The organism is Sporichthyaceae bacterium (genome assembly GCA_036269075.1).
Lineage (GTDB): Bacteria > Actinomycetota > Actinomycetes > Sporichthyales > Sporichthyaceae > DASQPJ01.
The window spans coordinates 1-20829 of the sequence record DATASX010000043.1; the positions used below are offsets into that span (position 1 = coordinate 1).

Genomic DNA, 20829 nt, shown 5'->3' on the forward strand with positions numbered 1-20829 from the left:
GTCGGCGACGACCTGCCGTGGAGGCGGTCGTCGCCGACGACCTTGTTCACTTCTTCTTGCTCTTCTTGCCCTTCTTCTTGGACATCGTCACTCCTTCCCCCGTTGGATGTGTCAACAAGTCGCTGACACCTGAGTTGTGACGGTCCTCACCTTCGGTGGCGACAGCTCTCCGCCTGACGGCCCGTCAGTTCAGATACCGGGGCCGGACACCGACGCCGGCGTCGGGTCGGGCCCTGTCGGTGACGCTAGGTCGGACCCGGGCGGCAACCAAGACCTGGCTACGCGACCCTGACGCAGTTGCCCGGGATCGGTACGCGTCCTTGACGGGCAGTCCTCATTTCGAGGTTCCGCTGCCCTCGCCCGGGTCGGATTTGAGTACGGCGATCGCCAGGTCGTACCGCCGCAGCACGTCGGCCAGGTCCGCGGGCTCGGAGACGGATGACTCGGCCGCCCGCCGGATCAACTCCGCCTGCTCGATCAACACCCCCCGGTCCAGACCGGCCGGTACCTTGGCGCCGATCCGGGCAAGCGCATCGAGCTGCCGGATCAGCACCGCCGGCATGCCGGTCGCCGCCTGTCGGACCTTGTCGAACGCGCGTTGCACGAATCGCTCGTAGCGGGTCTCGGCCGGGATCACCCGGATGTGGCCCTGCCGGTCCCGCCGTGGCTCGGGGGCTTGCCACTTGGCGCTCAGCCTGCCCAAGCCGTCACCGAGCCAGTCGATGCAGGTCAGTGCAGTGAACGTGTCGTTGACCGCAGGTGACAAGGCTCGGAGGGCAATCTCGACCAGTTGGTCGATCGCGAAGGTGAGGTCCTGGGCCAGGGTCCGGTTCGGTCCGGTGAAGTTCCCCCGGGCGACCGCCGCCGCCACGGCAGCCGCGGCCTGCGGTGGCCAGACGGTCGCGAACGGCAGGCCCTCCACCACGAAATGACCGGGCCGGTGGGCCAGGGCAATCACCGCATCGTGTCGGGTGGCCAGATCGCCCAATGCGTCGTGGGCCGCGAATTGGAGATAGCCGCTGCGAGCGGCGGGGACCGGCGCGCCCGACTCGGCCATCCGTAATGCCAGTTCGGTGACAGACAGGCCGCTCTGCAGCGGCACGACCGCTTTGCCTGCCGGACGGAACTCGAGATCTATGGCCTCGGCCAGTTCGTCGGCTATCCCGGCGATCACCTGGGGCAGCTGGATCGACACTGCGATCCGGTGGATGAAGATGATCAGGACCCCGACGTCGATCAGCAGCAACCCCAGCGCAACGGTGATGGACAGGTGCGGGACGAAGTCCCCGTGGCCACCCGGGCCGATCGACGCCAGTGCCAGGACGGCGTAGACGAACGTGGCCACATAGGTACCCAGCGTCAGCTGAGTGGTCCGGTCGCGGATGAAGTTGCGCAACATCCGCGGACCGAACTGACTCGACGCGAGTGTCAACGCGACGATCGTGATCGAGAACACGAGGCTGACCACGGTTACCACGGCCGCGGCGATCGCGGTGAGGATCGTGCGGGCGGCGTCCGCCGAGCCGTTGTTCACCCAACCCGGAAGGGCCAGACTTCCGCCGTACACCGACCGGTCCATCGTGACGGTAACGGCGAACAGGGCTGCGGCAGCCGCAGTCTCGATACTGGGTACCAGCCACAGGTTGGTCCGCATCGCCTCGCGGCGCCAGTCCGACAGCGCGGGGAGCAAACGGGGCGGCGTGCCGCTCATCAATACCTCGGCATGGGTCGACGACATGCCGACCAGGCTTCCCGGCGCTCCGGGCACGAGCCTACCGCCGCAGGCAATCCGCCGGGTGGGACATAAATCCTTCCGTCCTGGACCCGTTGACGCAGATCACGGGCTTGTCGACCCATCCGGTGGCGGCGGGCGGCGCGGTCGCGTATCCGCAATCCCGAAAAGGCCGTAGTCTCAAGACAGGTCCGGCGCCCCTCGGGCCAGGTGTTGCTCCAGAACCTTGGCGACGCTCGTACGCGGTTTCGCGACTCGCGGGCTCTGCCGAGAGGTTGCATCGCCATGACGGCGCCACCGCACGAGCAGGGCCGCCCCGAACGCTCCGTGGACCGGCAGCGGGCCGCGTCCTCCGGCACCGAGTTCGCCGCCTTGCGGAAGGTGGTGGTGGCACGCGGATTGTTGCGGCCGCGGCGGCTGCGTTACACGGTTCTGCTCCTGGTCGATCTCGCCGCCTTCATCGGCGTCTGGGCCGCCGTTTGGGCCGTCGGCAAGACCTGGTGGGCGCTGTTCCTGGCCGCACCAGCCGCACTGTTCACCACCCGGCTCGCCTTCTTCGGCCATGATGTGAGCCACCGTCAGGTTGCCCGGACAGCGCGGGTCAACCGGGCGCTCGCGCTGTGTCTGGGTGATGTGGTCACTGGATTCAGCTCGCGCTGGTGGGCCACCAAGCATGCCCTGCACCACGCCAATCCCAACCTGGTCGGCGAGGATCCAGATGTCGCGCCCGGTGTGGTGATCTGGACCAAGGAGCAGGCCGGGGAACGGCGCGGCCGATTCGGTGTCTGGGCCGCGCGACACCAAGCGGAGCTGTTGTTCCCGCTGCTGCTGCTGGAGGCGCTGAACCTGCGGGTCGCGGGCCTCCGGGCGGTTCGTCGGCCCCGGGAGTTGGTGTTGCAGCTCGCCCACCTGTTCGCCTACCTCGGCGGCCTGCTGTTCATCCTCGGTCCCGGCCGGGCTGCCGTTTTCGTGGCCGCCCACCAGGCGTTGGTCGGCCTGCACCTGGGAATCGCGTTCGTCCCCGGGCACACCGGCATGCCGATGCCGCCGAACGGCTCGCGTTGGGACTTCCTTCGCAAACAGGTCCTCACCACGCGCAACGTTTCAGGCGGCGTCACGACCGATTGGCTGCTGGGTGGGCTGAACCATCAGATCGAACATCACCTGTTCCCGAGCATGCCGCGCCCGAACTTGCGCCGTGCCGGTGCGGTCGTGCGGGCACATTGTGCGGACGTCGGCCTGCCGTACGCCAGCGAGTCCCTGACGGACTCCCTCGTGCTGGCACTTCGTAACCTGCGTGAAGTGGGAACACCGCACGACAAGCCGGTGTAGTTCAGATCTGCCGGACGTCGATCCCGGCGGCCGTCGCGATCTCCCGGTAGGCCGTGGCCAGGTTGTCCAGGCTGGCATGAGCATTCAACCCGCTGGGATTCGGGGCGACCCACAACTGCACCCCCGACATGTCTTCGGGTTGGCGACCTGCTCCGGCCTTCGGCCGGTCGAACGCGACGCGGTAGGCGGTCAGTCCGAGCACCGCGACCACCGCAGGTCGGACACGGGCCACCCGCTCCACCAGTGCTAGTCCGCCGGCGATCAATTCCGGTCCAGTCAGTTCCTCGGCGCGGGCGGTCGCGTGCTCGACGACGTTGGTGATTCCGACGCCGCGTTCCGTCAGGTGAGCCACGTCGTCCGGTAGGTAGCCGTCCTTGGCGACGATCAACCGATCGGTTATCCCCGCGCGGTACAGCGCGGGATAGAACCGATTGCCCGGCCGGGCGAAGTGCGCCTGAACCGCGACGGTCAGCAGGCCCGGATTGATCCCCACGAACAGCAGTCGCACGTTCGGCCCGAGCAGGTCGGGCAGGCGGGCGCCGCGGTAGGTCGCCAAGTGCGCCGCGCTGAACCCCATGCGCAGAGCATGCCCCCTCCCGGCGCACCCCGAACACCGGGACTTGGTGGCCTTTCATTTAGCAGACATGATATATTATATCCAAACTACCTGGGAGAGGAACTGACCATGGCTCCGTATCGGGTCATCCAGTGGGGTGTGGGCGGCGTCGGCACCTGGGCGCTGCGACAGGTGCTGGACGCCACGGGGCTCGAGCTGGTCGGAGTCAAGTGCGGCACGGCCGCGAAGGTGGGAGTCGACGCCGGTGAGCTGGCCGGCCGCGAGCCGGTCGGAGTGCTCGCGACCACGGCCGTCGACGAGCTTCTCGCGCTCGAAGCCGACGCGGTGGTCTTCATGCCACGTGTCTCACTCAAGGACCCGACGATCCCGGGAAGTCCAGCGGCCGCCTGGGTCGACGAGCTGGTGCCGGTCCTGGAGAGCGGTAAGAACGTGGTCAGCCCCATCGCCGCGGCGATGCACTACCGGCACCTCGCCGACGGCGCATCGCTGATCGCTCGGCTCAACGCGGCGTGCGCCAAGGGCGGGTCGAGCGTCTTCTTCACCGGGGTCGATCCGGGGTTCATCTGCGATGCGCTGGCCGCAGTCATGACCAGTTCGGTCGCGGCCCTGTCCCAGGTCCGGACCTGGGAATTCATCGACTACTCGAACTATCCGGTCCCCGCGGTGATGAACGAGCTCGGCTTCGGCATGCGGCCGCAGGATCTTGACGCGACCATGATGGAGTCACTGCGCGCATCCTGGGGATGTGCACCGTGGCTGATCGCGGATGCCCTGGGCGTGGAGCTCGAGGACATCCGCCTGGACGCCGACTTCTACCTCTCGCCGCGTACGTTCACGGTCGCCGGCGGCACTCACATCGAGGCCGGGACCATCGGCGCGACCCTGTGGAGCTTGGCAGGCGTCGTCGACGGCGAGGACCGCATCACCATCAATCACGTCAACCGGATGGGCCCGGACATGGCTCCCGATTGGCCGACCATCGGAGACCAGGGCGGCTATCGGATCGAGATGGACGCGATGCCGCCGTACCGCGGGGACTTCCCGCTCGGTCAGCCGGGCGGCACCGGCACCGCGCTCGACGACGCGGTTGTCATGACCGCGGCCCGCTGTGTGAACTCGATTGCAGCTGTTGTCCAGTCCGCACCCGGCTACCAGACCCTCAACGACCTACCGGCCTTCGGGGGTCGGTACGGCCTGCGGCCGTCCAAGCTCGGGTAGCGCCGACCGGCGGGGTCAGGCCATCGCGGCGAGGAGCGCGGCGGTGTCGAAGTAGTAGGGCCGGACGCGGGTGATCTGCCCGGCGCGGATCTCGAAGGTCTCGCAGACCAGCACGACCGCGTTCGTGCCGTCGGGTGCTTTGAACGGCACCTGGAGCATGGCCGCCGCCGCGACGTCGTTGCACATGATCTGCTCGATGACCACGGCGTCCCGGTCGACGCCGGCGAACAAGGTGCCGAGCAGCGCCAGCGCGGCGTCGCGGCCGACGTGCTCGCCGCCGTAGGGCAGGGAATCGGCCTCGTGGATCACGACATCCGGGTCGAGCAGGGCGGTGATCGCCGTCAGATCGCCCCGGAGCGCAGCGTCGTACCAGGCGTCGACGACTGCTCTTGTCGACTCGATCGGCATAGCGGTCATGACGGTCAGCTTGGCACTCAAGAAACTAATCGACAAGTGTCGATTAGTAGTTTACGCTCCCGATCGATGACTCAGGCACTGGATCGCACCGAGGACCCGCGAGCGGAGCGCTCGCGGGCCGCCCTCATCGCCACGATCGGCCGGCTGGGCGAGGCCTCCGACGCCACGCCCAACGTCTCGACGGTCACCCGGGCGGCCAACGTTCACCGGGCGACCTTCTACAACCATTTCGAGTCCGTCGAGCAGTTGGCGGTCGACGCGATCGACGAGCAGTTGGAACGGCTGCGCGAGGTCGACTACCGGGGCCGTCACGAAGGACTCCGGCCCGAGGTGGTCGGTGCCCGAACCCTTGACAACATCCTCCAGTTCTTCGACGCCCACCCTGGGCTCTACCGGATCGCCTCGGCGTGGGTTGCCTCCTCGGGGCTGTCCGGCGTCGGGGAAGTGATCCGCCGTCAGGTCCACTCGTTCCGGGTGGAGTTCGACGACTCGGCCGCCGCGGAGGGCGCCGAAGCCGCGGCGGAGGAGACCTACATCGCCGGCGGCATGACCGCCGTCTTCGCCGCCGTGCTCAGCGGCGACCTGCCCCGTGATCACGCATCGATTCGACTGCTGGAGCTGCTGCCCGAATGGATGCAGCATCCGCTGCGGGCTTAGGTGGTGCCGATGACGCAGGACCCGCGTGTGCTCAGCAACCTCCTGCCCGGTTGGGCCAGCACCCGGCCGGAGGCGCCCTGGCTGCTCACCGACGCGCGCGCTTGGTCGTTCGGCGAGACGCACGAGCTGACCGAGACGTACGCGGCCGGCTGGCAGCGGCTCGGCGTCGGCCGCGGTAGCCGGGTCGCGTTGTTCCTGGAGAACTCGGCCGAGTACGTGGTTCTGGTGCTCAGCCTGATCCGCGTCGGCGCCGTTTACATCCCGCTGAACCCGGAGTTCCACGGCCCCTACCTCGCCGCGATGTTGCAGACGCTGCGACCGGACGTCATCGTGATCGACTTCGAGCTGGACGAAGCGACCGGGGCGGCCTTCGAGGAGTGCGAACCGGCCCTGGTGGTCGCGCCCTCGGTAGTTGGGTGGCCGGACCGCAAGTATCGAGTCGCGTTGCTGAGCGACCTGGTCATTCCAGCCGGCCGGGTGTCCCCGGTCGACCAGCGGTCGAGCGACGTGGTCTCGATCCTCCTGACCTCCGGGACGACCGGGCGGTCCAAGGGCGTCGTCTCCAGCCACGAGGCGTGGATCACCGGCGCCGAGGTGACGTGCCGGGGGCGCGCGGTGAACCAGGCCGACGTGTTCCACCTCTGCACACCGATGTTCCACGCCGCGGCCTGGGCACTGAGCGTGTGGAGTTCACTGATGGTGGGTCGCCCCGTCGTCATCGGCCCGAGGTTCTCCAGCGAGACCTTCTGGTCGGACGTGCGGCGGCACGGCGCGACCCAGCTGTGCACGGTCGGCCCGATGCACCTGTGGTTGTGGAACCGGCCGGAGCAGTCTGATGACGCGGACAACCCCGCGCGGGTCTGGACGGCGGTGCCGCTGAACGGAGAGCTGTGGAAGCCCTTCCGCGACCGGTTCGGGCTGGAGGCGGTCGTCTCCATGTACGGCCAGACCGAGGTGATGCCGGCGACGATGGGCGACGCGCGGCGGACGGACAAGCCCGGCAGCTCCGGTCCGGCCCATCCCGACCTCGAACTGTGCGTCGTGGACGAGAGCGACCACGAGGTCCCGAACGGATCGGTGGGCGAACTGTTGATCCGGCCCCGCCGAAGCAATGTGATGTTCGAGGGCTACCTGGACGCGATCGCCGGGTCGGAGAGTCCCGACTCGGGGTGGTTCCGCACCGGTGACCTCGTGAGCCTGGACGAGGACGGTGAGCTCTACTTCGTCGAGCGCAAGTCCGATCACATCCGCCGGCGGGGCCACAACGTCTCGTCGGCGGAGGTCGAGTCCGTACTGGGCAAGCACCCGGGCGTGCTGGAGGCAGCCGCTTACGCGGTGCCCTCGGCCGAGGGCGAGGACGACGTGATGATCGCGGTGGTCGCGCGGCCGGGCGCACTCCTCGACCCGGGCGAGCTTGCCGCGTTCGCCGCCGCCCGCCTGCCCTCCTACGCCGCGCCCCGCTACGTCGAGGTGCTCGACGAACTCCCGCGCTCGGACACGGGGAAGATCGCGAAATACCTGCTGCGCAAGCGCGGCGTCACCACGGACACTTTGCGGCACACCTAGCGGCCCAGGCTCAGCGGCCTGCGTTCCGGGCGGTGCACAGAAGTTCACGGTGATGCTCCAGCTCCGCCCACTGCGAACCCGCTATACGATATCGCCGATATCCGCTACTCTAAGGGCCGTTGTCCCGGAGCGGGAGGGTTGCTGTCGATGAATGCCGAAGCCAGGGCAGTGGCCGCCTCGGCATTGGCGACCGCGGAGCGCGAGCTCCGCCCGATCGATCCGCTGACGGGCACCTATCCGGACCTGGACGTGGTGGACTCCTACGAGATCCAACTGGCCAACATCCGGCGCCGGGTTGCGAACGGGGCCCTGGTCAAGGGGCACAAGGTCGGGCTCTCGTCGCGCGCGATGCAACGGATGATGGGCGTCCACGAGCCCGACTACGGCCACCTGCTCGACGACATGTTCGCCTTCGAGTCCACCCCGATCGACGCCTCGAAGTTGCTCTACCCCCGGGTCGAGGTCGAGGTCGCCTTCGTGCTCGGGGCCACGCTGCCCAGCCAGGGCTGCACCGTCGCCGACGTGCTGCGGTGCACCGAGTTCGTCTGCCCGGCCCTGGAGATCATCGACAGCCGAATCCGGGACTGGAAGATCGGCCTGGTCGACACGATCGCGGACAACGCGTCATCCGGACTGGTGGTGCTGGGCGGTCGGCCCACGTCGGTCCGACGTGTCGACGTCCGGAACCTGGGCGCGGTGCTCCGTCGCGACGGCGCCGTGATCGCGACGGGCTCCTCGGGCGCGGTGCTGGGCAACCCGGCCACCGCGGTCGCCTGGCTGGCCAACAAGGTCGCCACGTTCGGGGTGACGCTGGAAGCCGGCCACGTCATCCTTCCCGGGTCGTGCACGCGGGCGTACGACATCAAGCCGGGGAACACCTTCCGCGCCGATTTCGACGAACTCGGCCACGTCAGTGCGCACTTCGAGTAGGCAACCGTGACGATCTCGCCCTCCCTGACCCTCGCCGATCGCGCGGAGGCATTGCTGGCCGCCGAGACCGGAGCTGGACCGGTCAGGCTGGATCAGGAATTGGACATGGCCGAGGCCGTCGCGATCCGCGACTACAACCTGACGCGGCGTCAGGCCCGCGGCGAGCGGTTGATCGGCGCGAAGTTGGCGCTCGTCTCGCCGGCGGCACAAGCTCGTACGGGTGCGACTGAACCGATCTTCGGCTGGCTCACCGACGCGATGGAGGTGGCGGACGGCTCGACCGTCGCGGCCGCGAGTCTGAATGCCGCGCGCATCGAGGCCGAGCTTGTCTTCGTCCTCGGTGCGGAGTTGGTGGGGCCCGGCGTCGGAGTCCACGACGTCCTGGCCGCGACGGCCGGGGTGTGCATAGGGCTGGACATCTCGAGCACCCGGTACGAGACGCGGGGCGCGGCTGTCGACGCCGTGGCGGACAACGCGAGCGCGGGCCGGTTCGTCGTGGGGCCGCCGGCCCCGGGATCGCGGTCGTGCGACCTTGCGCTGACCGGCGTGCTCATCGAGCGGGCCGGCGAGGTGTTCGCATCGGGCGCGGGTGCGGCGGTGCTCGGCCATCCGGCCCGCGCGGTGGCCGTGCTGGCGAATCAGGCCGCGCGCCTCGGAATGGCGTTGCCCACAGGCTTTGTCTTGTTCACCGGCGCCGTCACCGAGCCTGCGGAACTCGCCGCGGGCTTCACCTACGAGGCCCACGCCACCCATCTCGGGCGCGTGGCCGTGCAGGTCGTCTGAGCGGAGGATTGGTCGTGGATCTCGGGATCGCAGGCAAGGTGGCCTTCGTCTCCGGCGGGAGCATGGGCATGGGCCGGGCCACGGCCGAACTGCTCGCCGCGGAGGGTTGCCGGGTGGCCGTGGCGGCGCTGGAGCAGGACAAGGAATCCATCGACGACACCGTGGCCGCGATCAAGGCGGCCGGTGGGCAGGCGATCGGGGTCGCCGGTGACCTGACCGTCAAGGCCGACGTCCAGCGGGCGATCGCCGAGACGGTGGAGGCGTTCGGCTCGCCGGACATCGCGATCGCCAACGTCGCCGGGCCGGGCACGGGCTACCTGTTCGACGTGGCCGACGAAGACTTCATGACGGCCCATCAGCAAATGACGATGAGCATGGTTTACCTGTGCCGGGAGGTCATCCCGCACATGCGTGCCCGGAAGTGGGGGCGGATCGTCAACATCAACTCCAGTTCGGCCAAGGAGCCGTTCCGCGAACTGGCCCACATTCTCGCGAACACCGGCCGGGCCGCGGTGGTCGCACTCAACAAGTCGCTGTCGAACGAGTTCGCCGGCGACGGCGTCACGATCAACTCGATCGGCACCGGTTACATCGGAACCGACCGCATGCTCGGGTATTTCGCCCGCGTGGCGGCGGAGAAAGGCCTGCCCGTCGAGGCGGTGCAGGCATCGCTGACCGCGGGCATCCCGGCCGGTCGGGTGGGCCGACCCGAAGAGATGGCCGGGACCATCGCGTTCCTGTGCTCGGAGTACGGCGGCTTCATCAATGGCGAACTGATCGCGGTCGACGGTGGTCAGCACCGCAGCGCGTGGTAGAGGAGACTCCGATGTCCGTGCGCAGCTACGACCGGTTGTACATCGACGGCGGCTGGCGTGAGCCCGGAGGAAGCGAGCGGATCGAGGTTATCTCCCCGCACACCGAGCAGGTCATCGCGTCGGTGCCCGACGGGACCGCCGCGGACATGGACCGAGCGGTTGACGCCGCCCGGCGCTCCTTCGAGGCCGGGGAGTGGCAGCGTACGCCGGTCGTCGAACGGATCGACGCAGTCGAGCGACTCGCCAACGCCTACGAGAAGCGGGTTCCCGAGATCGCCGAGGTGATCAGCGCCGAGAACGGCAGCCCGATCTCGTTCGCGATGGCGGCGCAGGCGGGCGCGTCCTGGTTGGCGATCAGCGCGTTCGTGACACTGGCCCGCAATCTCGACTGGGAAGCCGAACGCCCCGGGGTGTTCGTACCGTCGGTCACGATCCGACGCGAGCCGGTTGGGGTCGTGGCCGCCATCGTGCCGTGGAACGTCCCGCAGATGGTGACCATGCCCAAGGTGATCCCGGCCCTGCTCGCCGGCTGCAGTGTGGTGCTCAAGCCGTCGCCGGAAACTCCACTCGATGCCTACCTGCTTGCCGAGCTCATCGACGAGATTGGCTTGCCCGCAGGGGTGTTCAACATGGTCCCGGGCGGACGTGAGGCCGGTCAGCACCTCGTTTCGCATCCCGACGTGGACAAGGTCGCGTTCACCGGCTCCACCGCCGCGGGCCGCACGATCGCCCGGATCTGCGGCGAACAGTTGAAGCGGTGCAGTCTCGAACTGGGCGGCAAGAGCGCGGCCGTCGTGCTCGACGACGCCGACCTCGGTGTGGTCACGCAGGGCCTGAAGCTGGCCGCGATCATCAACAGCGGTCAGGGCTGCACCAACCAGACCCGGGTGCTGGCCAGCCGCACGAAATACGCGAACGTGCTCGACGCCGTCGTCGAGACGGTCCGATCGATGAAGGTGGGGGAGCCCGCTGACCCCACCGTCGAGATCGGCCCGATGGTCTCGCAGCGACACCAAAGCCGGGTGCAGGACTACATCGCTCTCGGGGAGTCCGAGGGTGCGAAGGCCGTGATCGGCGGCACCGGCCGCCCGGCCGACCAGCCCACCGGTTGGTACGTCCGGCCGACCGTTTTCGCCGACGCCCACAACGAGATGCGGCTCTGCCGCGAGGAGATCTTCGGCCCGGTGATCACGGTCATCCCCTACGAGGACGAGGCCGACGCGGTGCGGATCGCCAACGACTCCGAGTACGGGCTCGCGGGTTCGGTCTGGACCACCGACGTGGATCGAGGCAACGACATCGCACGGCGGATCCGGGCCGGAATCCTCGGGATCAACAACTTCGCCGCCGATTTTCTGGCGCCGTCCGGCGGCTTCAAGGCCTCCGGAATCGGCCGCGAGTTCGGAGCGGAAGGCCTGGCGATGTACACCGAGATCAAGGCCATCTACCCGCCGCCGGCCGACGGTCAACTTGGTACGTTCACGGACGCGGGGTGACCAGCCTGGCCGACACCGGGCTGCGCCGGTCCGTCGGCTACGTCGACTCCGAGGGCGAACGGATCTACTACGAGGTCACCGGCGCCGGTCCTCCCCTCGTGCTCTGCCACGGGCTCGGCGGGAACCACGCAATTTGGTGGCGCCAGATCGAGGCGTTCGCCGCGGAGCACCAGGTGATCACCTGGGACATGCGCGGCTTCGGCAACTCGACCTTGGTCTCCGGCGAGGTCGGCCCGGTGGCCGCGCGGCGCGATTTGCTTGCGGTGCTCGACCACCTCGGCCTCGACCGCGTCACGGTGCTGGGGCAGTCGTTGGGCGGCTACGTGGCGCTCGGGTTCGCACTCGAGCACCCGGACCGGATCGAAACGCTCGTGCTCTCCACCACGTTGGCCGGAGCCGACCCGACCTACGTGGCGAGGCTCCGGACCGCGGAGCCCGCCCACGACCGGACGAACCGCCACGAGCATCCGGTGTTGAGCGTCCTGTTCTGCCTTGCCGAGCCGGACCTGGGCGTGCTCTACAACCAGATCTCCAGCTTCGGCGCGCGACCCTCGCCGCTGGCCGTGCTGGAGGCCATGGCCGCCGACTCCTTCCCGCTGCCGAGGCTCGCCACGCTCGCCGCCCGCACGCTGGTGATCATGGCCGGCGACGACCCGCACTGCCCGCCCGCTGCGCTGGTGCCGGCGGTCGCCGCCATGCCCGACGCCACGATGGTCGAACTCTCCGGTGGCCACTCGGCCTACTACGAGAACCCGGCGGACTGGAACCGCACCGTGTTGGAGTTCCTGCGACAGGGATGAGGCGATGGCACACCCCGAACACCTGGTGCGCGGCTATCTCGACGCGTTGTCCGACGGCCGGCTCGATGATGCGCAGCGACTGCTCGCCGTCGACGGCACGTACTGGATGTTGTCCAAGCGCAGCGCTGTACCGATGCACGCGTGGTTCGCCGGTTATCGCAAGGCCGCAGATTCCCTGTTCGGCAAGGGAATCGCGTTCACCATCACCGGGCTGACGATCGAGGGGACTCGCGTCGCGGCCCAGGTCGAGTGCCACGCCGATCTGCCCAATGGCGCGGTCTACGCCAACGCCTACCACTTCCTGTTCGAGGCCGACGAGGACCGACTGACCGCGATCTGGGAGTACGGGGACACGCTGCACGCCGAGCAGGTCCTGCGCGGCTGACCTAGCCGCCGGTGCCCAACCGGAAGACGGGCCAACCGATCTCGGTTCGCCAGGACGCGGGTGGGGTGCCGTCCCGCGGGCCGACGAGGTAGCTCTCCCGGACGGGGCCGGCCACGGCGAAGTGATGGTCCGTCACATAAGTGCCGAGTGCTCCGTAGGTAACCGCGATGTCGTCGTGGTCGCCGACGTGGATGGTCACTGCGAGCTCGACGGCGGGCAGGACGACGGGCTGCACCCGGCCGAGCGCCGGGATGTCGCGCACCTGCCGGTAGACCAGAACGTGCCCGCGCTCGTCGGTGAACAGCTCGTTCTCGTACATCCCTCCGGGCGGCCCGGCATCCACCGCTCCGGGCAGCGCCGCGTCCAACTCGGCCATCGCACCGGAGTACCAGGCCAGGACGTCGTCGATGTCCACGGTGTCCTGGACCGCAGCCACCTGCTGAGCGGGAACCGACCGCAGCCGGATGCCGATCGGCGCCGGTTCGGGTTGGAGCAGTCGCCGCAGAGCCCGGACGGCAGCGCGGGTGCGGTCGAGTTCGTCCTCCATGCGACCCAAGTGGCCGGCGAGCAGTTCGGCCCGCGTGTCCGGATCGCCGGTGGCCAGCACCTCCCGGACATCCGCCAGCGGCATTCCAAGCTCGCGCAGCCGGTGGATGACCTGCGCGGCGGGGATCTGCTCACTGGTGTAGTAGCGGTAACCACTGCTCGGATCGATCCGCTCAGGCTCCAGCAGACCGCCGTCGTGGTAGCGCCGAAGCGTCCGCACACTCAGGTGGGTCAGTTGCGCGAACTCGCCGATCGTCAAACCTGCCCGCATCCGCGTAGTCTCCACCCTCCCCCGGCGGGAGGGTCCAGCTGTTGACCCTCCCGCCGGGAGGGCGCAAGCTCGCGGCATGACCGACCCAGCGCGACTTCCGGCGATCATCACCAGCTATCTGACCGCGCACCGGAACCATGACGTCAACACCGCCATCACCGCGTTTGCCGCCGACGCGACCGTGACCGACGAAGGCAACACCCGTCGCGGCCCGGACGAGATCCTCGACTGGCTCACCAACGCCGCCGGCGAGTACACCTACACCATTGAGCTCACCGGGACCCGGCAGATCGACGACGAGCGTTGGGTCGCCACTCACCACCTTGAAGGCGACTTCCCAGGTGGCGTCGTGGATCTGAACCATGACTTCACCTTGCGCGACGGCAAGATCCAGCACCTGACGATCGCACCCTGACCCGCGTCAGGAGGAGATCGGCCATTCCTCGTCGAGCCACTCGCTGACGCGACTGCTGAACGAGCCGTTGTCGTCCCCGACCACCATGTGCACCGCGCCGGACACGCGTACGGCACGGGCGTGGGGGACCAGTCGCAGCATCTCCGCGACGCCTTCGTCGCTGACGATGTCGGATCCGGTTCCCGTCACGATCAGCGTGGGAATCCGGATCTGCGCGGCCGCGGCGAGCAGGCGGGCTCGTGGGTCGTGCAGGTCGGCAGTGGTCCGGTGGTCGAGAATCGCCGGGTCCCAGTGCCAGTACCAGCGCCCGTTCGCGCGCTGCCGCACGTTCTTACGCAGGCTCGAAAGGTTCACCGCGCGTCGGCGCTGCGGGTTGCTGCTCCGGATCGCGGCGGCGACCTCCTCCAGCGAACCGAATCCGTCGGCCGCCGCGGCCATGAAGTCCACGATGCGCTTGGCGCCGGATTCCTCGATCTTGGGCACGATGTCGACGAGCACGACCCCGCGGACTGCGACCTCGCCGCCCGCGGCGGCCAACAAGGCGACAATCCCGCCCATCGACGCGCCGACCAGGACCGGCGCGTCCGTGACGAAGCCGGCGAGCACCGCACGCAGGTCCCGCAGTTGGGCATCGGGACTGTAGTCGCGGGTGGGCGACCAGTCGCTGTCGCCATGGCCGCGCGCGTCGTACACGACGGTCGTCCACCCCTGCGCACCGAGGCGCGCGGTGGTGGCCGCCCAGGCGTGCCGCGTCTGCCCGCCGCCGTGCAGCAGCACCACCGAGCCGCGCGGTTCGGGCGCCCGTTGCCGCGCGACGACGAGGCAGTGCCCGTCGACGGTGACGTCGGAGAGTTCGAGCGGAAGCTCCGCCGTCGACCGGCTCATGGGCGTACCAGCAGTCGCCAGTGCGAGTCTGAGGTGGTGTGCACTGGGCTCATCGGTGAGCTCGCAAGCTCGCTCATCGCAGCGCCGCGGCGGCGTCCCAATGCGCGTCCGCGACCCACAGGCCGGCGAACGACCGGACGGCTGCTTCCTGCAGATGGGGATGGTCGTGCGGTCGGGCGGACGCGATCACGCGCTTGATCGACCGGGCGGCCTCCGGACTCAGCTGGGCGAATTCGTCGGCCAGCCGGGCGGAGGCCTCGTCGAACTCGGCGCGTTCCGCGACCTCGTCGACGAGCCCGAGCCGCAGGGCTTCGTGGATCTCCACGGTGCGGCCGGTTGCGACCAGCAGCATCGCCCGGCTGCGCCCGACGAGCTCGGCGAGGCGTTCGGCGCCGCCCCAGGCCGGCATGATCGCCAGTTTCACCTGGGTGAAGCCGATCCGGACGTCGGATGCCGCCAGCCGGATGTCGCACGCGACGGCGACCTCAGCCCCGCCGCCGAGCGCATGGCCGTTGACCGCAGCGATCACCGGGAGCGGGAAGGTGGAGAGTCGGTCGAGCAGCTGCCGCATGCGGGAGGCCATCGCGATCGCACCGGCCTCGTCGCGGATCGCGCTCAGTTCCTTCAGATCCCCGCCGGAGATGAAGGCCCGGTCCCCGGCGCCGCGCAGCACCAGCACCGAACAGTCCGCCGCCGCGACTTCGTCGAGTGCCTGGCCCAGCTGACCGATGGTGGCCAACCCGATCGCGTTCCGGGACCCGGGCCGATCGATGGTGATCGTCGCGACGCGGCCCGCGATCCGGACCCCGACCTCACTCATGCCGGCACCCCCGCGCGGGCGGCGATCACGTCACGCACGCCTTGGACCAGGTCCGGGATCGTCGTCCCGGTCGAGAACACTCCGGCCGCTCCGGCCTCCCGCAACAGTGCTACGTCGCCGGCCGGGATGGTGCCGCCGACGATCACCGGGATATCGGCGGCACCGCGAACCGCCAGTTCGGCCAGCACCTTGCGGGTCAGCCCGAGATGCGCGCCGGACAGGATCGAGAGTCCGATGGCCGCGACGTCCTCGTCGACCGCGATGGACGCGATGTGCGCGGGCCGCTGCCGGATGCCGGTGTAGATCACCTCGAAGCCGGCGTCGCGCAACGCGAGCGACACGACCTTGATGCCGCGGTCGTGACCGTCCAGGCCCGGCTTGGCCATCAGGATCCTGGCCATCAGAACGACACCGGTTGGGTGAATTCGCCCCAGACGTCCTTGAGCACGCTGACCATCTCCCCGACGGTGCAGTAGGCCTTGACGCAGTCGATGAGCAGTGGCATGAGGTTGCGGTCGTCGACCTCGGCCCCGACCCGCAGCGCCGCCAGCGTCGTGCGAACCCGTTCGGCGTCGCGGGTCCGCTTCACCTGGGCCAGCCGCTCCAGTTGCCGCTCGCGGTTCTTCTCGTCCAGCTCGTAACCCTGGGTGTCCGGCGGCGGTTCGTCGCTGCTGAACCGGTTCACACCGACGACGGCGCGTTCGCCCGACTCCAGCGAGAGCTGGTGCCGGTACGCCTCCTCCGCGATCAGCCGCTGGACGTAGCCGCTCTCGATCGCCGCGACCATGCCGCCCTGTTTCTCCAGGTCGGCCATGATCGCGACGAGCCGTTCCTCCATCGCGTCGGTAAGAGCCTCGACGAAATAGGAACCCCCGAGCGGGTCGACGGTGCGCGCCACGCCGGTCTCGTAGGCGAGGATCTGCTGCGTGCGCAGCGCGAACGTGGTGGAGTCCTCGGTGGGCAGCGCGAAGGGTTCGTCCCAGGCCGCGGTGAACATCGACTGGACACCACCGAGCACCGAGGCCATCGCCTCGTACGCGACCCGGATCCGGTTGTTCTGCGCCTGCGGTGCGTACAGTGAGGCACCGCCGCACACGACGCCGAACCGGAACATGGCCGACTTCGGGTCGGTCGCTCCGTAGCGCTCCTTGACGATCGTCGCCCACCGGCGTCGTCCGGCGCGATACTTGGCGATCTCCTCGAAGAAGTCCCCGTGGGTGTAGAAGAAGAACGAGATCTGCGGGGCGAAATCGTCGATGGTCATCCGGCCGCGGGCGACGACCTCGTCGCAATAGGTGACCCCGTCCTGCAGGGTGAGCGCCATCTCCTGCGCGGCATTCGCGCCGGCGTCGCGGAAATGCGCGCCGGCCACCGAGATCGCATTGAAGTGTGGCACCTCGGCGGCGCAGAACTCGATGGTGTCGGCGATCAGGCGCAGTGAGGGTTTCGGCGGCCAGATCCAGGTCCCCCGAGAGGTGTACTCCTTGAGGATGTCGTTCTGGATCGTGCCGCGCAGCTTCGCCCGCGGCACCCCTTGCAGTTCCCCGACGGCGACGTAGAAGGCCAGCACGATGGCTGCGGTCCCGTTGATGGTGAAGCTGGTGCTGATCCGATCCAGCGGGATCGAGTCGAACAGGATCTCCGCGTCGGCGAGGGTGTCCAGCGCGACGCCGACCCGGCCGGTCTCCTCCTCGAACTCGGCGTAGTCGGAGTCGTAGCCGCACTGCGTCGGCAGGTCCAGTGCCACGGACAGCCCGGTGCCACCCTGGCTGAGCAGATAGCGGTACCTCTCGTTGGACTCCTCGGCGGTGCCGAAACCGGAGTACTGCCGGAAGGTCCACAGGCGGTCCCGGTACCCGCCCGGGAAATTCCCACGGGTGTAAGGGAATTCGCCGGGTTCGCCGATCGGGCCGTGGGTTTCGCCGGGTCCGTAGCGGCGGGCGACCGGCAGGCCGCAGTCGGTGGTCATCTCGTCCATGGTCAGAGATCCAGCACCAGGCGAGGGGACTTCGAACGACTGACGCAGAGCATCATGGTCTTGTTCGACGCGCGTTCCGCGTCGCTCAGTACGTCGTCGTGATGGTCCGGGATGCCGTCCAGCACCTCAGTTTCGCAGGTCCCGCAGATGCCTTCGGCGCAGGAGTACGGCTGGGTGCGGACGACGTCGCGTACGACGTCGAGCAGACTGCGGTCCTGCGGGACCTCGAGCACGATCCCGGTCCTGCGCAGTTCGACCTCGAAGGCGCCGCCGCCGATCGGCGTGGTCGAGCCGTCCGTGGTGAATCGCTCGAGACGCAGTGTGAGGTCCGGGCGGTTCGCGCAGAGCTTCGTGACGACCTCGAGCAGGGCGGGCGGCCCGCAGGCGTAGACCGCGGTGCCGGCGGCGGCGGCGCCCAGTTCTGCGACCAGGTCGGGCAAGCCCTGCTCGTCCTGCGGGACGAGCTGCACCGGAGCAAGGTCGCCCAGCTCACTCAGGAAGGCCATCGAGGACCGCGAGCGGCCACCGTAGACGAGTCGCCACGGCCGGTCGCTGCCGGCGATCTCGCGCACCATGGCCGAGATCGGGGTGATGCCGATGCCACCGGCGATGAACAGGTAGCGGTCCGCGGGCTGCAGCGCGAAGTTGTTGCGCGGGCCACGGACCTCCAGGAGCAGGCCGTCGAGGTCGGTGTCGTGGATCTCCCGCGATCCGCCGTCGCCGTCGGCCACCCGCAGCACGGCGACGATGTACGTGACGGGGTCGTCGGGGTCCCCGCAGAGCGAGTAGTGCCGGATCAGGCCGGACGGCAGGACGATCTCCAGATGGGCGCCCGGCTGCCACGGGGGTAGGGACAGCCCTTCGGGGTGACCGAGCCGGAGCAGGACGATGCCGTCGGCGATGCGTGGGCGTTCGAGCACCACGAGCTGCATCGAGGCGCGACGCTCCAGCACGCCTGCGTCGAGGTGGGCGGTCAACGGGTGCTCCGCGGTTGGCGGGCGTGCTCGACGACCAGGTGCCGGAACGCGAGCGGGAAGGCGTCGGAGGAGGAGAAGCGCTCCTGCGGCTGCTCGTAGTCGATCGCCTCGACGATGCGCTTGTCCTGGCCGGAGAAGTTCCGGTGCTGCTTCCAGTTGTAGTACAGGCGGTAGTTCAGCACGCGGTACCGGCGGTGCAGGGGGCTCTTCGGATAGGTGGTGTTGTAGTAGAAGACCCAGCTCTGTTTCTCATCGCGGGGCGTGACCGTTCGCGAGTAGATGTGGGTCTGGTAGTCCAGCCGGAACGTGGTGGGCAGGTGCACGCCCTGAGCCCATTCCTCGTCCTCGACCAGCCAGTCGGCCTTGGGCCGCAGGTGACGACGGAGGAAGCCCATGACCCGCGCCAGCTTGAGGCGGGTCTCGGTCCTGGGCCACAACGCGCCGTCGAGCTTGGGATAGCTCTCGCGGAACTCCTGGCGCGCCACGGTGCTCTTGCGCTCCTGGTGGGAGTCGATGAAGTCGAAGAAGCGTGGGTTCTCGAAGACCAACGCGCGGCTGTTGACGATTTTCGTCGGCGGGCGGTCCGCGCCCATGTGCAGCAGCAGGTTCAGGCCCGATACGTCCTGGCTGAGCACCTCGAGGGAGTTGCGATGGACGAAGAAGGCGTGCGCGTCCTGCAGGTTCTCCAGCGCGGGGCGCCAGTTGGCCTGCCACTGCTGCTCGGAGAACTGCACGAGGGCGGACTCGTCGAAGAACTCCGGTGGCACGTCCTCCTCGATCGGCGCGGGATCGCCGGACCCCATCCAGATGAAGACGAGCCCCTTCAGCGTGCGGGTCGGGTAGGACCGGGCCGCCGCCTTGCCCCGCTCGACGAACTTCGACTTCGCGCCCTCGCCGAGGAATGCGACGGTTGCGCCGGTCTCGTCGAAGGTCAGGCCGTGGTACGGGCAGGTGATGGTCCCGGCGAAGATGCACTGACCGGCGCCGAGCGAGGCGTTGCGATGCGGGCACCAGTTGGTCAGGGCGACGACGTTGCCCTTCTTGCCGCGGAAGAACACCACGTCCTGGCCGAGCAGCTGCCGGCGCAGCGGCTTGCGCCGGCCGACCTTCGCGACCGCGACAGCGGGGTACCAGTACTCGGTCAGCCCGAGCGGCGGCATCTGATCCCGGATGCCCAGCCCCGGGCGGTTGCCGTTGCTGGGAGCCGGCGTCGGCGCAGTGAGAGGTGGGACGATCGGAGTTGCCGGAAGCGTCCTGTCGTCAATGGTCATGATCCACCTCGTCTCCGGACAGTTCAGATATTGTATCGCAGATCGAATAGCGCAGCAACGCGGTGTGGCGCGCCGCGAGCAACTCGATTCCGGATCTGATATCGCACGCTACGATCTGCGGATGAGCATCGGCAGCGTCGAGATCGGCCGGGTCCAGCACACCTCGATGTCGGACCAGGTCGCCGCCATGTTGCGACGGATGGTCCTGTCGCGTCAGTTGGCGCCGGGCGAGCGCATCCGGCAGGCGGCCCTGGCGGAGCAGTTGGGTGTCAGCACGATGCCGGTCCGGGAAGCGTTGTTGCGTCTGGTGAGCGAAGGCATGGTCATCGCCGACGTCAACCGGTCCTTCAAGGTGGCCAACACGACCGAGGACGGCATCCGCGACATCTACTGGGCACACTCGATCATCGCCGGCGAGTTGACCGCCCGCGCCGTGGACAAGCACAGCGAGGCTCTGCTCAGTCTGCTGAAGGCCAGCAACGCCGACTACCGCAAGGCGCAGAAGGCCGACGACAAGGACGGCGTATTCCAGGCGAACTGGCGCTTCCACACCGCGATCAACCGCGCGGCCGACTCACCCAGCCTGGCGAACGTTCTGAAGAACACCATCCGGTTCCTGCCCGACTTCGCCTTCGAGGTGAAGGGCTGGAGCGAACTCGCCGGCCGCTGGCAGACCGGGCTGATCAAGGAGTTCACCGCCGAGGACCGGGAGGCGGCTCGCGAGGTTGTGCACCTCAGCCTCCGCAAGGCCGCCGACCTTTTCGTACAGACCTTCTGGTCCGCCGACAACTCGTAGGGCATGTCTCCCAGACACGCCCTAGCCTCGAAATTGCAGGTGTCTGGCGGGCTGACTGGTTGGGACGGCTTCGCGATGGTGTGGTCGCCGGGGCGTGATCGGTCCCCGGCGCTGTGCCGGTTCTCCGTTCCTCGGTCGCTGTGGACAGTGACGGTAAGTCAG

22 protein-coding genes are annotated in these 20829 nt (G+C 68.6%); 12 read left to right on the forward strand and 10 right to left on the reverse strand.

Annotated elements, in window-relative coordinates; translation table 11 throughout:
• Window positions 1–334: 334 nt before the first annotated feature.
• Window positions 335–1738: a DUF2254 domain-containing protein gene (locus VHU88_08355; protein HEX3611681.1), complete on the reverse strand. Its 1404-nt coding sequence runs from the start codon at window positions 1736–1738 to the stop codon at window positions 335–337.
• Between the two features lie 279 nt (window positions 1739–2017).
• Here VHU88_08355 and VHU88_08360 point away from each other — a divergent pair, with 279 nt between their 5' ends.
• Complete coding sequence (locus tag VHU88_08360) at window positions 2018–3064, forward strand: acyl-CoA desaturase (protein ID HEX3611682.1); 1047 nt, start codon at window positions 2018–2020, stop codon at window positions 3062–3064.
• 1 nt (window position 3065) lies between these two features.
• Here the strand turns inward: VHU88_08360 and VHU88_08365 are convergent, their stop codons facing one another.
• Window positions 3066–3641, reverse strand: coding sequence for a mismatch-specific DNA-glycosylase (locus VHU88_08365; protein HEX3611683.1), 576 nt, complete (start codon window positions 3639–3641; stop codon window positions 3066–3068).
• A 108-nt stretch (window positions 3642–3749) separates the two neighbouring features.
• Here VHU88_08365 and VHU88_08370 point away from each other — a divergent pair, with 108 nt between their 5' ends.
• Window positions 3750–4859: a hypothetical protein gene (locus VHU88_08370; protein ID HEX3611684.1), complete on the forward strand. Its 1110-nt coding sequence runs from the start codon at window positions 3750–3752 to the stop codon at window positions 4857–4859.
• Window positions 4860–4874: 15 nt separating this feature from the next.
• On the opposite strand, the gene VHU88_08375 is transcribed toward VHU88_08370, so the two are convergent.
• Window positions 4875–5276 (reverse strand): nuclear transport factor 2 family protein, encoded by a 402-nt coding sequence (locus VHU88_08375; GenBank protein HEX3611685.1) that lies wholly within the window; start codon window positions 5274–5276, stop codon window positions 4875–4877.
• 66 nt (window positions 5277–5342) lie between these two features.
• Here VHU88_08375 and VHU88_08380 point away from each other — a divergent pair, with 66 nt between their 5' ends.
• From VHU88_08380 to VHU88_08415, 8 genes are all read left to right on the forward strand, one after another.
• A complete protein-coding gene (locus VHU88_08380; protein ID HEX3611686.1) occupies window positions 5343–5933 on the forward strand; it encodes a TetR/AcrR family transcriptional regulator in 591 nt (196 codons plus the stop codon).
• 9 nt (window positions 5934–5942) lie between these two features.
• A complete protein-coding gene (locus VHU88_08385; GenBank protein HEX3611687.1) occupies window positions 5943–7499 on the forward strand; it encodes an AMP-binding protein in 1557 nt (518 codons plus the stop codon).
• Window positions 7500–7646: 147 nt separating this feature from the next.
• Window positions 7647–8429, forward strand: a complete 783-nt coding sequence (locus VHU88_08390; protein ID HEX3611688.1) for a 2-keto-4-pentenoate hydratase — start codon at window positions 7647–7649, stop codon at window positions 8427–8429.
• Window positions 8430–8435: 6 nt separating this feature from the next.
• A complete protein-coding gene (locus VHU88_08395; protein HEX3611689.1) occupies window positions 8436–9212 on the forward strand; it encodes a fumarylacetoacetate hydrolase family protein in 777 nt (258 codons plus the stop codon).
• A 14-nt stretch (window positions 9213–9226) separates the two neighbouring features.
• Window positions 9227–10027 (forward strand): SDR family oxidoreductase, encoded by an 801-nt coding sequence (locus VHU88_08400; GenBank protein ID HEX3611690.1) that lies wholly within the window; start codon window positions 9227–9229, stop codon window positions 10025–10027.
• 11 nt (window positions 10028–10038) lie between these two features.
• Window positions 10039–11523: an aldehyde dehydrogenase gene (locus tag VHU88_08405; GenBank protein ID HEX3611691.1), complete on the forward strand. Its 1485-nt coding sequence runs from the start codon at window positions 10039–10041 to the stop codon at window positions 11521–11523.
• Window positions 11520–12323: an alpha/beta hydrolase gene (locus VHU88_08410; GenBank protein ID HEX3611692.1), complete on the forward strand. Its 804-nt coding sequence runs from the start codon at window positions 11520–11522 to the stop codon at window positions 12321–12323. The genes VHU88_08405 and VHU88_08410 overlap by 4 nt, the downstream gene beginning before the upstream one ends.
• A 4-nt stretch (window positions 12324–12327) precedes the next feature.
• The gene (locus tag VHU88_08415; protein HEX3611693.1) at window positions 12328–12708 is read left to right on the forward strand and encodes a nuclear transport factor 2 family protein; all 381 of its coding nucleotides are present in this window, start codon (window positions 12328–12330) and stop codon (window positions 12706–12708) included.
• A 1-nt stretch (window position 12709) separates the two neighbouring features.
• Here VHU88_08415 and VHU88_08420 read toward each other — a convergent pair whose 3' ends face one another.
• Window positions 12710–13525, reverse strand: a complete 816-nt coding sequence (locus VHU88_08420) for a MerR family transcriptional regulator (protein HEX3611694.1) — start codon at window positions 13523–13525, stop codon at window positions 12710–12712.
• Window positions 13526–13601: 76 nt separating this feature from the next.
• On the opposite strand from VHU88_08420, the gene VHU88_08425 reads away from it, so the two are divergent.
• Window positions 13602–13940, forward strand: coding sequence for a nuclear transport factor 2 family protein (locus VHU88_08425; GenBank protein ID HEX3611695.1), 339 nt, complete (start codon window positions 13602–13604; stop codon window positions 13938–13940).
• A 6-nt stretch (window positions 13941–13946) separates the two neighbouring features.
• On the opposite strand, the gene VHU88_08430 is transcribed toward VHU88_08425, so the two are convergent.
• The 6 genes from VHU88_08430 to VHU88_08455 all read right to left on the reverse strand — a co-directional run bounded on the left by VHU88_08430 (window position 13947) and on the right by VHU88_08455 (window position 19871).
• Window positions 13947–14825, reverse strand: coding sequence for an alpha/beta hydrolase (locus VHU88_08430; GenBank protein HEX3611696.1), 879 nt, complete (start codon window positions 14823–14825; stop codon window positions 13947–13949).
• A 73-nt stretch (window positions 14826–14898) separates the two neighbouring features.
• The gene (locus VHU88_08435) at window positions 14899–15645 is read right to left on the reverse strand and encodes an enoyl-CoA hydratase/isomerase family protein (protein HEX3611697.1); all 747 of its coding nucleotides are present in this window, start codon (window positions 15643–15645) and stop codon (window positions 14899–14901) included.
• Complete coding sequence (locus tag VHU88_08440) at window positions 15642–16046, reverse strand: cobalamin B12-binding domain-containing protein (GenBank protein ID HEX3611698.1); 405 nt, start codon at window positions 16044–16046, stop codon at window positions 15642–15644. The genes VHU88_08435 and VHU88_08440 overlap by 4 nt, the downstream gene beginning before the upstream one ends.
• On the reverse strand, window positions 16046–17614 hold the full coding sequence (locus VHU88_08445) for a methylmalonyl-CoA mutase family protein (GenBank protein HEX3611699.1): 1569 nt from the start codon (window positions 17612–17614) through the stop codon (window positions 16046–16048). Before VHU88_08445 ends, VHU88_08440 begins: the two co-directional genes overlap by 1 nt.
• An 11-nt stretch (window positions 17615–17625) precedes the next feature.
• Window positions 17626–18600, reverse strand: coding sequence for a PDR/VanB family oxidoreductase (locus tag VHU88_08450; protein ID HEX3611700.1), 975 nt, complete (start codon window positions 18598–18600; stop codon window positions 17626–17628).
• Complete coding sequence (locus VHU88_08455) at window positions 18597–19871, reverse strand: aromatic ring-hydroxylating dioxygenase subunit alpha (GenBank protein ID HEX3611701.1); 1275 nt, start codon at window positions 19869–19871, stop codon at window positions 18597–18599. The genes VHU88_08450 and VHU88_08455 overlap by 4 nt, the downstream gene beginning before the upstream one ends.
• 121 nt (window positions 19872–19992) lie before the next feature.
• Here VHU88_08455 and VHU88_08460 point away from each other — a divergent pair, with 121 nt between their 5' ends.
• The gene (locus VHU88_08460; GenBank protein ID HEX3611702.1) at window positions 19993–20667 is read left to right on the forward strand and encodes a GntR family transcriptional regulator; all 675 of its coding nucleotides are present in this window, start codon (window positions 19993–19995) and stop codon (window positions 20665–20667) included.
• The last annotated feature ends 162 nt before the right edge of the window (window positions 20668–20829 follow it).

What these genes read in the sequence shown, in the direction of transcription:
- VHU88_08355 (HEX3611681.1), bottom strand. Translation starts at nt 1,738, where the DNA reads ATGTCGTCGACCCATGCCGAGGTATTGATGAGCGGCACGCCGCCCCGT.
- VHU88_08360 (HEX3611682.1), top strand. Translation starts at nt 2,018, where the DNA reads ATGACGGCGCCACCGCACGAGCAGGGCCGCCCCGAACGCTCCGTGGAC.
- VHU88_08365 (HEX3611683.1), bottom strand. Translation starts at nt 3,641, where the DNA reads ATGGGGTTCAGCGCGGCGCACTTGGCGACCTACCGCGGCGCCCGCCTG.
- VHU88_08370 (HEX3611684.1), top strand. Translation starts at nt 3,750, where the DNA reads ATGGCTCCGTATCGGGTCATCCAGTGGGGTGTGGGCGGCGTCGGCACC.
- VHU88_08375 (HEX3611685.1), bottom strand. Translation starts at nt 5,276, where the DNA reads ATGACCGCTATGCCGATCGAGTCGACAAGAGCAGTCGTCGACGCCTGG.
- VHU88_08380 (HEX3611686.1), top strand. Translation starts at nt 5,343, where the DNA reads ATGACTCAGGCACTGGATCGCACCGAGGACCCGCGAGCGGAGCGCTCG.
- VHU88_08385 (HEX3611687.1), top strand. Translation starts at nt 5,943, where the DNA reads ATGACGCAGGACCCGCGTGTGCTCAGCAACCTCCTGCCCGGTTGGGCC.
- VHU88_08390 (HEX3611688.1), top strand. Translation starts at nt 7,647, where the DNA reads ATGAATGCCGAAGCCAGGGCAGTGGCCGCCTCGGCATTGGCGACCGCG.
- VHU88_08405 (HEX3611691.1), top strand. Translation starts at nt 10,039, where the DNA reads ATGTCCGTGCGCAGCTACGACCGGTTGTACATCGACGGCGGCTGGCGT.
- VHU88_08415 (HEX3611693.1), top strand. Translation starts at nt 12,328, where the DNA reads ATGGCACACCCCGAACACCTGGTGCGCGGCTATCTCGACGCGTTGTCC.
- VHU88_08420 (HEX3611694.1), bottom strand. Translation starts at nt 13,525, where the DNA reads ATGCGGGCAGGTTTGACGATCGGCGAGTTCGCGCAACTGACCCACCTG.
- VHU88_08425 (HEX3611695.1), top strand. Translation starts at nt 13,602, where the DNA reads ATGACCGACCCAGCGCGACTTCCGGCGATCATCACCAGCTATCTGACC.
- VHU88_08430 (HEX3611696.1), bottom strand. Translation starts at nt 14,825, where the DNA reads ATGAGCCGGTCGACGGCGGAGCTTCCGCTCGAACTCTCCGACGTCACC.
- VHU88_08435 (HEX3611697.1), bottom strand. Translation starts at nt 15,645, where the DNA reads ATGAGTGAGGTCGGGGTCCGGATCGCGGGCCGCGTCGCGACGATCACC.
- VHU88_08440 (HEX3611698.1), bottom strand. Translation starts at nt 16,046, where the DNA reads ATGGCCAGGATCCTGATGGCCAAGCCGGGCCTGGACGGTCACGACCGC.
- VHU88_08445 (HEX3611699.1), bottom strand. Translation starts at nt 17,614, where the DNA reads ATGACCACCGACTGCGGCCTGCCGGTCGCCCGCCGCTACGGACCCGGC.
- VHU88_08455 (HEX3611701.1), bottom strand. Translation starts at nt 19,871, where the DNA reads ATGACCATTGACGACAGGACGCTTCCGGCAACTCCGATCGTCCCACCT.
- VHU88_08460 (HEX3611702.1), top strand. Translation starts at nt 19,993, where the DNA reads ATGAGCATCGGCAGCGTCGAGATCGGCCGGGTCCAGCACACCTCGATG.